The sequence below is a fragment of the Nostoc sp. S13 genome (assembly GCF_029379315.1).
Taxonomy (GTDB): Bacteria; Cyanobacteriota; Cyanobacteriia; order Cyanobacteriales; family Nostocaceae; genus Nostoc.
Window position 1 is genome coordinate 46366 of the sequence record NZ_JAQYWQ010000028.1, and the last position, 13595, is coordinate 59960.

General features: G+C 44.9%; 12 protein-coding genes. 3 read left to right on the plus strand and 9 right to left on the minus strand.

Features of this window, described 5'->3' with window-relative positions:
* Positions 1 to 360 precede the first annotated feature (360 nt).
* From PUQ00_RS11760 to PUQ00_RS11785, 6 genes are all read right to left on the minus strand, one after another.
* Entirely contained in the window at positions 361 to 2595 is a 2235-nt protein-coding gene (locus PUQ00_RS11760) for a glycoside hydrolase (protein WP_300416296.1), read from the minus strand.
* 78 nt (positions 2596 to 2673) lie between these two features.
* On the minus strand, positions 2674 to 2904 hold the full coding sequence (locus PUQ00_RS11765; RefSeq protein WP_012408256.1) for a NifU family protein: 231 nt from the start codon (positions 2902 to 2904) through the stop codon (positions 2674 to 2676).
* Entirely contained in the window at positions 2868 to 3026 is a 159-nt protein-coding gene (locus PUQ00_RS11770; RefSeq protein ID WP_300416299.1) for a hypothetical protein, read from the minus strand. The genes PUQ00_RS11765 and PUQ00_RS11770 overlap by 37 nt, the downstream gene beginning before the upstream one ends.
* A 443-nt stretch (positions 3027 to 3469) precedes the next feature.
* Positions 3470 to 5230: an ATP-binding protein gene (locus PUQ00_RS11775; protein ID WP_300416301.1), complete on the minus strand. Its 1761-nt coding sequence runs from the start codon at positions 5228 to 5230 to the stop codon at positions 3470 to 3472.
* A 174-nt stretch (positions 5231 to 5404) separates the two neighbouring features.
* Complete coding sequence (locus tag PUQ00_RS11780) at positions 5405 to 5641, minus strand: hypothetical protein (RefSeq protein ID WP_012408258.1); 237 nt, start codon at positions 5639 to 5641, stop codon at positions 5405 to 5407.
* Between the two features lie 360 nt (positions 5642 to 6001).
* Positions 6002 to 6214 (minus strand): hypothetical protein, encoded by a 213-nt coding sequence (locus tag PUQ00_RS11785; RefSeq protein WP_300416305.1) that lies wholly within the window; start codon positions 6212 to 6214, stop codon positions 6002 to 6004.
* 100 nt (positions 6215 to 6314) lie between these two features.
* Between PUQ00_RS11785 and lepA the strand changes: the two genes are divergently transcribed.
* The 3 genes from lepA (at position 6315) to PUQ00_RS11800 (ending at position 11190) form a co-directional block, all read left to right on the plus strand.
* On the plus strand, positions 6315 to 8126 hold the full coding sequence (gene lepA / locus PUQ00_RS11790) for a translation elongation factor 4 (protein ID WP_300416307.1): 1812 nt from the start codon (positions 6315 to 6317) through the stop codon (positions 8124 to 8126).
* A 296-nt stretch (positions 8127 to 8422) separates the two neighbouring features.
* Positions 8423 to 9760, plus strand: a complete 1338-nt coding sequence (locus tag PUQ00_RS11795) for a D-alanyl-D-alanine carboxypeptidase (RefSeq protein ID WP_300416309.1) — start codon at positions 8423 to 8425, stop codon at positions 9758 to 9760.
* A gap of 212 nt (positions 9761 to 9972) precedes the next feature.
* Positions 9973 to 11190 (plus strand): HhoA/HhoB/HtrA family serine endopeptidase, encoded by a 1218-nt coding sequence (locus tag PUQ00_RS11800; protein WP_300416320.1) that lies wholly within the window; start codon positions 9973 to 9975, stop codon positions 11188 to 11190.
* Between the two features lie 151 nt (positions 11191 to 11341).
* Here the strand turns inward: PUQ00_RS11800 and PUQ00_RS11805 are convergent, their stop codons facing one another.
* The 3 genes from PUQ00_RS11805 to PUQ00_RS11815 all read right to left on the minus strand — a co-directional run bounded on the left by PUQ00_RS11805 (position 11342) and on the right by PUQ00_RS11815 (position 13274).
* Positions 11342 to 12244, minus strand: coding sequence for an MBL fold metallo-hydrolase (locus PUQ00_RS11805; RefSeq protein WP_300416311.1), 903 nt, complete (start codon positions 12242 to 12244; stop codon positions 11342 to 11344).
* Between the two features lie 11 nt (positions 12245 to 12255).
* Positions 12256 to 12639 (minus strand): aspartate 1-decarboxylase, encoded by a 384-nt coding sequence (gene panD, locus PUQ00_RS11810; RefSeq protein WP_300416313.1) that lies wholly within the window; start codon positions 12637 to 12639, stop codon positions 12256 to 12258.
* Between the two features lie 122 nt (positions 12640 to 12761).
* Entirely contained in the window at positions 12762 to 13274 is a 513-nt protein-coding gene (locus PUQ00_RS11815) for an inorganic diphosphatase (protein ID WP_300416315.1), read from the minus strand.
* Between the last annotated feature and the right edge of the window lie 321 nt (positions 13275 to 13595).

A 13595-nucleotide genomic window follows, 5' to 3' on the forward strand; every position in this document is an offset into this window, starting at 1 on the left:
TAAAATCTTTCAAAAAGTAAAAATAAATTTTTGTAGAAATTACGTATTGAGAAAAAATATTAAATATGATTTTATTCTTTGTCACACATGAATCGGCTGTAGGGGTATACAGGTACTTAAGGTAAAACCCTTTTCAAACCTCGTTTCCAGCCAGATGCTGGAAATGCACCTCATCGCGGCTCTGCCGCGAGTTACGGAGGCGGAGCCTCAACGACGGGCATTCTCAGTCTGAGACTCTTAACGAGATAATCTCTAAAAGCTGGTTTTAGGCTGGTTTTCACCTTAAGTTGACACGTATGTACCTCTGTACGCTCCTACTAGCTATTTTGTGAAATGATATAACACCAACGGTATTGAGTTCTAAGGCACTTCAATGGGAATCAAAGTATTTTCTGGCAAGTAATTGCAAAAACGCCCTTCATCTGCAAGCACCAAAATCAGGCGCAGGGGATAATCTGGCGGAACTTGCAAGTCTGCCCACGGCACTGCCAACTCTAAACAATTATTTAAAGCTACTTGAGCGCGACTGAAACGCGGCTGCCATTGATAATTGTCTCCAGCTTCCCGAAACTGAATCGATTGTGTCAGCAAGTTAATTTCCAGAAGATGGTGAAAAAGGTAATTAAGTGGGGCTGCATCTGGTACATCTGCCAAGGGAACTGGGCTGTTGAGCATTGTTTTTTCTGGATAGAACCACAGCAAATTCAACTCTGCTGGGAAATCCTGCCCTGGTGCAGCACCACTTTTAAAGTCCAGCCGTAAATAGAAATTCAGATGATCCACCCCATACCAAAGTCGCTGGATGACGCTGCTATTGTGCATCGTCCCCCGCGCCCCGCCGATTTCTATACGTCCAGCTTTATCCCAGTCTTGTTCATCACCCTTACCATCGATGACGGGATGAATAAACCCTTGTGGGGTGTGGTTTCCCTGTGCTTGGTGGATTTCTACTGGTTGCTTGAGATAGGGCGGTACTGGTTCATTTAATGCCTTGTAAATGCCAAACAGGTGTTCTCGAAACAACCTGTCAAAGATGGCATCTTGATTTGAGGAGTGTCCTGCACCAAACCACCAGAACCAGTCAGAACCCTCTGCGGCATACAATGCTTGCCAGGCTTCTGGGTTGTTTTCTTCCGTCGCTTCGGGATGACTTGCGAGCATAATCCTTGCTTCTGTCAAGTAATCCCAAGCTCGATTTTTGGCGGGATCGCCGATCCAAGTGGTGAAACTGCCATCCACCCAAGAACCACTATGTAGTTGCTCTCCGGGAATGGTGGCTGTGGCTGGAAATTCTTCGAGAAATTCGGAGACAGTGACGAGTTTCAGCTGGGGTTGATCGCTCAAGCTTTGATATAAAGCTTCTAGGAAGGGTTTGCCGTCTTCGGGATAAAATTCCCAGCAATTCTCCCCATCCAAGGCAATGGTAACTAGCCAAGGTTGTTCACTTTGACTCTCTCTTTGCATTTTAGCGATCGCTTGCAAATGTCCCACTAAGTCTGCTGCTGCCTGTTTTGCTGGCATCGCACTGTAGGTAAAGCCAATCAAATCTGATAATCTGTGGTCACGAAACACAATTGACAATTCACCCTCTGCGGTTTGCAGGCGATACGGTTGGTACAGCAGTTCTGGTTGCTCCACATTCCCCGCCCCATCCCGATGAAAAAAGTGTTTCAGTGTCCACCCTAAGACGGCTTCATCTGAGCATATCCACTTAAATCCTTGATTAATAATGTGTGGAAGTACCGCCGGACTGACTGACTGTTCCGAAGGCCACAAACCACGAGGGATCTGTCCAAAGCGGTCTTTATACAAGTTCCAAGCTTTCCGCAAGTGGCGGGGAATATCTTCTGCCCACTGAAATCGCTGGTTAGGTAGTGTCATCTTGGGCACTGCTACCCGACCGGAGTTAGTATCAGCTAGCAAGGGTAAAATCGGGTGGGTGTAAGGCGTGGTAGTAACTTCTAGCTGCCCCGCCTCCTGCATTTTCCGATGTTGGGGAATAATCCGGCTGAGAATTTCTCGCTGTTTGGAATAAATGCGCTGGCGATCGCTTAAAGTAAAATTCCGACCCTGTTTTAACCAAGCAGCAATTTCTGGGTCATCCCAAAACAACGGATCGATCCAAGCCAAATTGTGCCAAGCTAGCAAATCACCATAATCTGGCAATTCCCAATTTGCTAAACACCAAGCCTGCCCTTTTTCCTGCCTTTGCTGGTACAACTCGGCATAGCGGGGATGAGGGTCAATCAGCGTGTGGTGATTGGCATCAAAAAAGTGTTGGATAATAAATTCGCGCTGTTCCTGGGTGAGTTGTTCATCTGGTGTCAAGCTTGCCGTGAGATAAGGGTCAAAAGCAGTGCCAGCAATATAATCTTCCAGTTGCAATATCAGCGATGGAACTAAATTCACCGTTTGGTGTAACTTAGGATACCGCTCTAAGAGCAATACCAAATCCAAATAATCTTTAGTCCCATGCAAACGTACCCAAGGAAGCCGGTACTGCTGACTAGAAGCTAGCGAAACGCCGCTGCCAGGGGATTTGTACAGCGGCTGATGTTGATGCCAGATAAAAGCGATGTAGAGAGGATGGGACATAGGAATAGTTAGGAGTTAAGAATGAGGAGTTAGGAGTTAACTGAAAACTCATAACTCCTAACTCCTAACTCCTAACTTTTACACCACTTGCTCAATTTCTGCAATTTCGGGAATCATTTCCTTGAGGCGGCGCTCAATACCCATTCTCAGGGTCATTGCAGAACTGGGACAAGAACCACAGGCACCTTGCAACCGCAGTTTTACAACAGGCCCATCGAGTTCAACGAGTTCCACATTGCCGCCATCAGACATGAGATAAGGGCGCATTTCATCTAAGACTGTTTCAACGTTGTCAATTGTAAGTTCCATAGTTTTAGACCTGCTAAGTTAATGATGGGCATTGGGAATGGGGCATTGGGCATTGGGCATTGGGCATTGGGCATTGGGCATTGAATAATAATGATCCTTGTGCCGTATATGCCGTTACTCATTAACCATTATCCAAAATTTTATTTTCCAGCTTTGATGACTTTTGACTAAACCACTACTGGTTTTAGCAACTTGATATCAGATTAGCTGAAACATTGTTTTCGTCTGAGCCTCCTACTTTACTCTAGCCTTTTGGTTCTGCTTTGCAGTCCGACGGAAGGCAGGATTTAATGCTCCTAAGTACACCTTTGCGTCAAAAGGGGTCAAAAATCTATTTTTCGTAGATTGAGTAGAGCGGAGCAAAAGCCAACATTTAGGCGTTTGTTGTGTTTTGTTCTTCAACCCAATCTTTAATTATACAATTTTTGTGGCAGGAACAGAATTATTCCCAATTTCTAATTTAGTTATTAAATAATAATTGCTCAAATAATTTAAAGTTAAAAACTCAAAACCCAGTACTGCCAAGTATCCAAACTCCAAACTCCTAACTCCTAACTCCTAACTCCTAACTGTTTGTTGAGTCGCTATCAATAGATGAAACCATGACAGGTTGTTGATATAGTGGCACTGTAAATGTGACTGTTGAGCCAAGTCCTTCGCCCAGACTATAAAAATGTACCTCACCACCCATTGCCTCCACTAGCTTCTGGGATATAGCCAGTCCTAAACCTGTACCGCCATAGTGGCGAGTGCGGGAGCCATCCACCTGAGAGAATAATTGAAACAGTTTATCTTGTTTGTCCAAAGAAACACCGATGCCAGTGTCTGCCACCCGGACTCTCACCATGCCAGGAAATTCCTGACCTTGAAAGTTCGGCTTCGCTTTTTTGAGTACTAAATCAGCGCTGACGGTGATACCACCTTCATGGGTAAATTTGATGGCATTACCTACCAAATTGAGCATAACTTGTAGCAACCGTTGGTAGTTGCTTTGGACAATAATCTCATCGGAGATAGCAGGCATTTGCATCCGAAAGCTGAGGTTTCTCATTTCTGCTTGGGGACGCATGAAATTTTCTACAGCACTGAATAGCTCATCTAGCTTGACTGGAGCGTAAACTAGCTCCATTTTACCAGCTTCGATTTTGGCAATGTCCAAAATATCGTTGATGATATTTAGCAGATGTATCGATAAGTGGTGAGCTTCTGCCAAAAATTGGTTTTGTTCTTCTGGGTCATCTGCCATCCCTTCTAAAATCAGCTTCATGAAGCCAATCATGCCATTGAGGGGGGTACGAATTTCATGGGATACATTAGCCAGAAACTCACTTTTGAGGCGGGAAGCTTCTTCGGCTTTTTGACGCGCTGCTTCTAATTCTTTATATAAAGTAGCATGTGCGATCGCAGTTCCCAATTGATCTGCTGCTTCTTTTGCCAGTTCTAATTCCGATTCTGTTAATGTGTAGCATTCATCCTGCCAATTCAAGGCAACCAATCCATTCGCCTGGTCTTGATAGCAAGTCGCAACCACCAAAGTTTTCTGCCGCCCAAACTCCGTATATCCAGGCACTTCCATCACAACTGGTTCTAGGGTTGCCAAAACTTGAGCAAAGGCAGATTCAGAAGCTATATCTATTTCTAAGCCAAGCATTGATTTGAGTTCTGGCTGGCGATACTCAGCCTTCACCTCCACTTTTGAGCTAGAGGACTGATAAGGACAAATAATGCAGCGCTCTAACCGTAGTGCTTTCCCCAAACTGTCAACTGTTTGCTGCCAAATAATATCTAAATCCAATGTCCGCCGAATATTTTTGGTAATCCGATTTACTAGTTTTTGGTGTTGCTGTGAACGTAAAGCCAACTCTATTTGTGTGGGCGTTTTTGATGCCACACGTACTTGTTTTTTGTTGAGTGTCGCTTGCACTAACCGTCCCATCACTAAAACTGTAGTGGCTGCCATTCCTAAACTCGGCATAATCGGACTAATCACTAAGTCCAACTCAAATAATTCCTGATGGTAGCTAAACCAACACTGAAACCTTTCTGGCACTAAACTTATCAAAATTCGGTGCAAGCGTTCCAAATAACTAACCTTATCCACCGGGGCAAAAGTTTGGGTCTGGTTGAGCTCGTCAACTATTTTTTCGGTATTTAACCCTAGGAGTTCGCTGTGCTGCCAACAAAAGGTCAGATAGCGCCCTGCCGCATCTTGCGTATATACCAACTCGGCTCCTAGAGTTGGTAATGAGCCATCAGTCTGACTGGTAATAGATTCCAGATTTTGGGAAAATACATTCGGCAATTGGGAATTGGCAGTAATAGTCATTAATTGAGTTGGATATACAAAAAGTATCCGACCGTAATTTTACTAAAGCTGCTCAAATTTTTGCATAAATTTTTACAGCTTTTTCGTTTTTTATTGTGTATTTGTTGATGTTTAGAAATCCAGATTGGCAAACTTCATTTTTTTTTAACTTGCATTGATAGCTGACTGATGGCATCAATCGTTCCATTCACCGCGAGGAGGAACGGGGGTACGCACAGGCGTGCGGGTCAATTCGTCATCTCTGAGGATTTCACCCCGCAACCACTGGCGAATCGCCACCTCAATCACTTTACTTGGGTCATTAGTGAGATGCTGAATTTGCTCTAGTAACTCGGAGTCTAGGCGGACAGCAATTTCTACCTTATCGGCTCGTGTGTTTTCCGCTTCGGTAGTTTTCTCTTGCATATTCATAGGTTTATATACTCTGAATTGGTTTTGTCTAAAGCTTTGTGAAGTAGTTATATTCATCATTTGGGCTAATTAACTGAAAAACCTTCAAGGGCACAATTACATAGTTCCCCAAAATAGCAGCAAAGTAACAGCTTTAAGTTTCAAATCGCATTTTTCATATAACTGACTAAACAATGGCTCTAGAAGTTTTGTCGGTAAATCAAGGATTCTGGGTAATTACAAGTCGCAATTACTCATGATCCCTACATGATCCCTACATGTACTTATTTACATTCATTGTACGCTCCTAGCTGTTGAATACTAGCAGCGACAAATAGACTTTCATAATATTCTTAAAAGTCCACCTATTTAGATCGAAAGTTAAAGATGGGGTGAAGATGGGAATTGGGCATTGGGCATGGGGCATTGGGCATGGGGCATGGGGCATTGGGCATGGGGCATTGGGCATGGGGCATTGGGCATGGGGCATTGGGCATTGGCATGGGGCATTGTGGGGAAATAATAACTCTTCACACCAGTAGAGACGCGATTAATCGCGTCTCTACTCCAAACTCCCCACTCCCCACTCCCCACCCCGCACTAAAAGCTAGCAGCGTCTTGGCTAAGAAAGCATTAAAATACATTAAGTAAATTGCTCTTTTAACTTTGGTTGCTGCTAAGGCAAAGATAGTATATGACTGACGTTCCCGCAGTTCGCATTCGCAATTTTTGTATTATTGCTCACATCGACCACGGGAAATCAACCCTCGCCGATCGCTTGTTGCAAGCTACTGGTACTGTTGAAGACCGACAGATGAAGGAACAGTTTCTCGACAATATGGATCTGGAACGGGAGCGCGGCATTACAATTAAGCTGCAAGCTGCCCGGATGAACTACACTGCTAAGGATGGTCAGCAGTATGTGCTAAACCTAATTGATACTCCTGGACATGTGGATTTCTCCTATGAAGTCTCGCGCTCTCTTGTAGCTTGTGAAGGAGCGCTATTGGTAGTAGATGCGTCCCAAGGTGTGGAGGCGCAAACTTTGGCAAATGTATATTTAGCGTTAGAGAGTAACCTGGAAATTATCCCGGTTTTGAATAAAATCGATTTGCCTGGGGCTGAACCAGAACGGGTAATTGGCGAAATTGAAGAAATTATTGGTCTAGATTGCAGTGGGGCAATTCTGGCCTCTGCTAAAGAAGGAATTGGTATTGATCAGATTTTAGAAGCAGTTGTTGAGCGGATACCGCCACCGCCGAATACGATAAATGAACGCTTACGGGCGCTAATTTTTGATAGCTATTACGACAGTTACCGGGGAGTAATTGTCTATTTCCGGGTGATGGATGGTACCGTGAGAAAAGGCGATCGCATCCATTTAATGGCATCCGGTAAAGAATTTGAAATTGATGAGTTAGGCGTCCTTTCTCCGACTCAAAAGCAAGTTGAAGAACTGCACGCTGGGGAAGTAGGCTATTTGGCAGCGGCAATTAGAGCTGTAGCTGATGCACGGGTGGGCGATACAATTACCCTGAGTAAGGCGAAAGCAGAGGTACCTTTACCAGGCTACGCAGAAGCGAAGCCGATGGTTTATTGTGGGATGTTCCCCATTGATGCTGACCAATTTGAAGACTTGCGGGAAGCCTTGGAAAAGCTCGAACTCAACGATGCGGCGCTGCACTACGAACCAGAAACTTCGAGCGCGATGGGGTTTGGTTTCCGTTGCGGGTTCTTGGGTTTGCTGCACATGGAAATTGTCCAAGAACGTCTAGAGCGAGAGTATAACCTAGATTTAATCATTACAGCCCCCTCGGTGGTTTATAAAGTGATCACCATTAAAGGTGAGGAGATGTACATCGATAATCCTAGCCGTTTACCTTCTCCCAACGATCGCGAAAGAATTGAAGAACCCTACGTCAAAGTAGAGATGATTACGCCGGAAACCTATGTCGGTAGCTTGATGGAGTTATCACAAAATCGCCGTGGCATCTTTAAAGATATGAAATATCTCACTCAAGGACGAACCACCCTTACCTATGAGCTTCCCTTAGCAGAAGTTGTGACTGACTTTTTTGATCAGATGAAATCGCGATCGCGCGGTTATGCCAGCATGGAATATCACCTGATTGGCTACCGTGAAAATCCTCTGGTGAAGCTGGATATCATGATTAACGGCGATCCGGTGGATTCCTTGGCGATGATTGTGCATCGAGATAAAGCTTACAACGTTGGGCGGGCAATGGCAGAAAAACTCAAGGAACTAATTCCCCGCCATCAATTTAAAGTGCCAATTCAAGCGTCTATTGGCAGTAAAGTTATCGCCAGCGAACACATTCCCGCCTTGCGGAAAGATGTCCTAGCCAAGTGCTACGGTGGTGACATCAGCCGCAAGAAGAAACTTTTGCAGAAGCAAGCAAAAGGTAAAAAGCGGATGAAATCTGTAGGTACTGTGGACGTACCCCAGGAAGCCTTTATGGCAGTACTGCGCTTGGATCAAAGCTAATTTAAAAGTGCTTAATCCGGAAAAACGATTTAAAACCTTATGACAAGGGGTTTTTTCTTTTTTCCTTTGCCCCCGAAGTTCAGATGCCTGCGGCGGGCTGCGCCAATGCCGTCAGTCGCCGCTCCTGCTTCTCTCCTTGTTCTCTAAAAGTCAAAGGAGTCACTAAAACAATCGGATTCACCCTACTTACACATCAGAAAAACAGCAGTCATTATGACTCAATACTGATTATCCTAAAAAAGCTTGTATATTAGCACAGGAAACAACATATCAGAATCCTAACAGAGGAATAAAACATGCTGGAATTATTGGGTTCAGGTTTGGTGTCGCTTTGGCTGGAAATGGCCGGCGTACAAATCAAGCCTCTAGATGCCTTAGATGCTTTGACTTGGCAAAGTAGCCCTGGCTTGGTTCTTGCTCCTGATCCCAATCCAGCTGGGGCGACTACGGTGCAGGAATATCTGAAAAAGCTGATAACATCAAAAGTGGTGGCGCCAAATCTGGTTGAGAGTCAGGGAATTTGGATGCAGTCAGGGCCGATGCTGATGGCAAATCACCAAGGTACGACACCTCTGCCTGCTGCCTCCTTAACCAAAATTGCCACTACATTAGTTGCTTTGAAAACTTGGGGGCCAGATTACCAATTTGATACTTTGGTCAGCGTCACTGGGCCAGTGGTAAATGGGGTTGTGCAGGGCGATTTGGTGATTACAGGCCGTGGCGATCCTTTGTTTGTTTGGGAAGAAGCGATCGCTCTTGGTAATACTCTCAATAAAATGGGCATCAAGCAGGTAAAAGGAAATTTGATCATTACTGGCAGTTTTGCCATGAATTTCCAACGTCAGCCGATGCTAGCGGGTCTGATGCTCAAGCAAACACTAAATAGTGCGACTTGGGGCCGCCCCGCTATTTACACGTACTCAATTATGCCCAAGGGAACACCTAAGCCTCAAGTTGTGATTGCTGGTGGGGTGAAAGTTACGGCGCAACCAAATCCTCAACAAACTTTGTTACTGCGTCATCGCTCGTTGCCCTTGAAGCAACTAATCAAGGAAATGAACGTTTACAGTAACAACGATATGGCACAGATGCTGGCAGACTCAGTAGGGGGAGCAACTGTGGTGCAATCAACCGCCGCCAGCCTTGCGAGGGTGTCACCAGTGGAAATTCAGTTAATCAATGGTTCTGGACTCGGCCCCGAAAATCGCATTTCCCCCAGGGCTATTTGTGCCATGCTGATGGCTATTCAAATTGAGGCATCTACCCATCAACTGAATCTAGCTGACTTGTTCCCCATGTCTGGATTTGATCACCGGGGGACACTACACACCAGACACATTCCCTTTGCGACTGTGATTAAAACTGGTACTCTCCGGGATGTGAGCGCTTTAGCGGGAGTGATGCCCACACGCGATCGCGGTTTGGTTTGGTTTGCCATTATTAACCGTGGCACAAATGTCTGGGGTTTGCGGACTGGACAAGACCAACTATTGCAAAGTGTTGTAAAACAATTACAAGTATCTCCAACCGTTCCTGCTGCCCTGACTCCCCACTCAGTTATCAACTCTTTACCCCAGCTAGGCGCAACCAGTCGCAATGAAATCTTGTTCAAAACAGGACTTAGGCAACAATAACGTAATTTCGTCATTGCGACCGTTCGCTTTTAGCGTTCTTCCAGGGTAGGGAAGCATAAGTCCTTCGGACACGCTTCGCGAACGCAAAGCCTTATTTTTTAGTCGTAAGTGTGTAAGTCCTACAAAAGTTAGTTAATCTTGGTAAAAATAACTATATATAGATTTGTCACGACTAAGCAACAATTAGGCTTATAAGAATGTTGGCTGTGATTATGCGATTTCCCAAAATATCCCGGTCTCTACGTCAACTTACTACTAATGTTTTAGCGATCGTGCTCGGAGTTCTGCTAACGGTTAGTACATTGCAGGTGTTACCCTCCCAAGCCGAACCAGCACCCACAGTAACTGCTCTTGATAGTTCAAAACTAATTGCCCAACGGCAATCATCAGCTACTGCGGCGATCAGTAGCACTAGCTTTGTCACAGCAGCAGTGAATCGTGTGGGCACAGCAGTTGTCCGAATTGATACTGAGCGGACAATTACTCGTCGCGTTGATCCATTTTCGGAAGACCCTTTTTTCCGTCGGTTTTTTGGTGACGGTTTCTCTCAACAGATGCCTCCTGAGCAACAGTTGCGCGGTCTAGGTTCAGGTTTCATTATTGACAAAAGCGGCTTAGTTCTGACTAATGCTCATGTGGTTGATAAGGCTGATAAAGTAACAGTCCGCCTCAAAGATGGCCGCACCTTTGAAGGAAAAGTTCAAGGCATTGATGAAGTTACAGATTTGGCAGTAGTCAAGATTAACGCTGGCAATGATTTGCCAGTGGCGCCCTTGGGTTCTTCCAATAATGTACAGGTAGGAGACTGGGCGATCGCAGTTGGTAATCCTTTGGGATTTGATAACACCGTTACCTTGGGAATTGTTAGTACCCTCAAACGTTCCAGCGCCCAAGTCGGCATTAGTGACAAACGCTTAGATTTTATACAAACCGATGCTGCGATTAATCCTGGTAACTCTGGCGGCCCACTATTAAATGGCCAAGGTGAAGTGATTGGCATTAACACAGCCATTCGTCCTGATGCAATGGGTATTGGGTTTGCTATTCCCATTGATAAAGCCAAAGCGATCGCCACGCAACTGCAACGTGATGGTAAAGTTGCTCACCCCTATTTAGGTGTGCAAATGCTAACTTTGACACCCGAGCTTGCCAAGCAAAATAACACCGATCCCAACTCTCCTGTTCAGATACCAGAAATTAATGGTGTTTTTGTCATGCGAGTTGTCCCAAATTCGCCAGCTGCATCTGCGGGTATCCGGCGCGGGGATGTAATTTTGCAAGTTGATGGTAAAGCTATTACCAGTGCTGAACAATTGCAGAATGTTGTGGAAGACAGTCGTCTTGGTCAAGTATTACAGGTGAAAGTGCAACGAGGTAATCAGACACAGCAGCTTTCAATACGCACAGCTGAGTTGCAAAATGCTTCGTAGAGGCAATATAGCCGATTTTAATTGTGTGGAATAGAAGGGGCACAGCATTGCTGTGTCCTTACCGCATGTTATATCAAAACGAGATCCGCTTAGTAATATCACGACACAGACATTGCTTTACCACTGATTTCAAAATGCCAACGAGTCTAAATCACTTACCAACAGTTAAAACTAGACCTTCATGGGCTAGTATTGCTTCAGGAAAAGCAGATTTCACATCGACTTGAACCTGGTCAAGAAAATCATCATGGTCATCTGGGTGATGATGAGAAATGGCTAGCCTTTGGACAGTAGCATTCAGAGCTGTATTCACCGCAACTTGCCAGAGTAAATCAGCAGAGTCATGATTGTGAGACGTAGGGGGAGTGTAGGTAGCATTGGCAATCAGCAAGTCAACGCCTTTAATAAACTGTAAAATCCGCTCTCGCTCCACTTGATCGGCATTCTGGTGCAAATCTGTGACGTAGGCAACACTATACTCTTGCCAAGTCACTCGGTAGCCAACAGACCGCTGAGTTTGATTAATTAATGCGATCGTAATGGTGACATCATCTAGCTTTACGTCACTGTCTGGAGTCAGATTATAAAACTGCAATTCCGACTGCATTACCTGTAAAGGGTAAGGAAAGTGTGGCTGGAGCATCTGGTCATACAGACATTGTTTAATTGAGGCTCCATTTGAGGCAGCTGTGCCGTAAATGTGAAAGCAATTTTCCCCAATAAATGCGGGAGCAAAAAAGGGAAACCCTTGAATCCGATTTGATTGGCAGTTGGTAAAAAATAAATGGGCTTCTAGTGGCTGTTGTCGTTCTTGCCAAGTTTTACCCAGTATGCGTAAGCCAGTACCCCCATCAAAAATCAAGCGTTTCCCAGCTACATGCATTTCTACACAAGCGGTATTACCACCATAACGATTGGTGTTGCTACTTGGGGTGGGAATCAAACCCCGTACACCCCAGAATTGCACGAGAAATTCACCTGCTGGGCTACTTGGCAGCGTAGCTGACTTTTCTCTTATGTAGCTTTGGGAACCTGACAACTCAAAATTTGGCATTTTACTTGAAATTAGACCTTACTGAGCAGGTCATCGTAGCGCCGCACTTCCAACAGCCTGTTTTTTTCGTCTACAATGACTACCGTAGGAGAGTAACTTTTTAACTCTTCTGGAGTGAACTGCCCGTAAGTCATTATAATCAAGCGATCGCCAATAATGCCTAGACGTGCCGCACCCCCATTTAGCTCAATGACTCCTGAATGGGCTGGAGCCGGGATCGCATAGGTAATAAAGCGCTGACCGTTGGCACTATTAACTACTTGCACCTGCTCATAGGGTAAGATACCAGCTTTTTCCAAAAGGATTTCATCGATGCTGATACTACCCACGTAGTTGATATTCGCTCCTGTGAGGATGCAGTTATGAATTTTTGCCAAAAGGAGAGTACGCTGCATTTTGGTTTGGGGTTGGTGGCAGTTTTTGTGATCCGTAACAAGCGAAAGTTATGAGTACAGACGCGATTAATCGCGTCTGTACGGGAGTTAGGAATAAAAATTCATAACTCTTAACTCCCCTATTATCCTCTATAAGCTTTGACGGATTTTTCTACTAAACCTGCAACCTTGTCCACATCTTGCCAACCGAGAATTTCAGTCACCTTTTCTTCCAAATTTTTATAACTACGGAAAAATTCGGCAATTTCATCTAAGCGGTGTGGTGCTACGTCTTTCAGTGATTTTACTTGAGTGTAGCGCGGATCTTTGTCAGGAACACAAAGGATTTTCTCATCGCGATCGCCACCATCAATCATCTCCAAAAAGCCAATCGGTCGTGCGGCAATAACACAGCCTGGAAAGGTTGGCTCGTCAATTATGACCATACCATCTAGGGGATCGCCATCATCAGCCAAAGTATTGGGTATAAAGCCGTAGTCATAGGGATATTGTACCGACGAAGAAAGTACTCGGTCTAGAGCAAAAGCTTCTAGTTCCTTGTCGTATTCGTATTTATTTTTACTTCCGCCTGTAATTTCAATCAGAACGTTGATTAGACCCGGTTTCGGTTGGGCAGCAATACGAGATAAGTCCACGAAAAAACTCCTCTGGTAACAGTGAATCATCAGGGAACTCAGCTTCGCTCCCCGTGTAGAATTTTAGGGCAATATGGATCTCTTCCCAAAGTATTCATTCAACGCTATGGGGCATTGGGCATTGGGCATTGGGCATTAGACCTATCCACAAATAAACCTCAAAATAGCTGAAACCCTTACATAGCTGGCTTTTTAGCTTATATAAAACAGGAACCTCTAAAACCCTCTCCAGAGCTAGGTTTCAGCCAAATAAAGTTCTCATTTCCGGATAAGTCTATTGGGCATTGGGCATTGGGCATTGGGCATTGGGCATTGGGCATT

Coding starts and splice junctions, on each gene's coding strand:
- PUQ00_RS11760 (WP_300416296.1), bottom strand. CDS start 2,595: ATGTCCCATCCTCTCTACATCGCTTTTATCTGGCATCAACATCAGCCG.
- PUQ00_RS11765 (WP_012408256.1), bottom strand. CDS start 2,904: ATGGAACTTACAATTGACAACGTTGAAACAGTCTTAGATGAAATGCGC.
- PUQ00_RS11770 (WP_300416299.1), bottom strand. CDS start 3,026: ATGAGTAACGGCATATACGGCACAAGGATCATTATTATTCAATGCCCA.
- PUQ00_RS11775 (WP_300416301.1), bottom strand. CDS start 5,230: ATGACTATTACTGCCAATTCCCAATTGCCGAATGTATTTTCCCAAAAT.
- PUQ00_RS11780 (WP_012408258.1), bottom strand. CDS start 5,641: ATGAATATGCAAGAGAAAACTACCGAAGCGGAAAACACACGAGCCGAT.
- lepA (WP_300416307.1), top strand. CDS start 6,315: ATGACTGACGTTCCCGCAGTTCGCATTCGCAATTTTTGTATTATTGCT.
- PUQ00_RS11795 (WP_300416309.1), top strand. CDS start 8,423: ATGCTGGAATTATTGGGTTCAGGTTTGGTGTCGCTTTGGCTGGAAATG.
- PUQ00_RS11800 (WP_300416320.1), top strand. CDS start 9,973: ATGCGATTTCCCAAAATATCCCGGTCTCTACGTCAACTTACTACTAAT.
- PUQ00_RS11805 (WP_300416311.1), bottom strand. CDS start 12,244: ATGCCAAATTTTGAGTTGTCAGGTTCCCAAAGCTACATAAGAGAAAAG.
- panD (WP_300416313.1), bottom strand. CDS start 12,639: ATGCAGCGTACTCTCCTTTTGGCAAAAATTCATAACTGCATCCTCACA.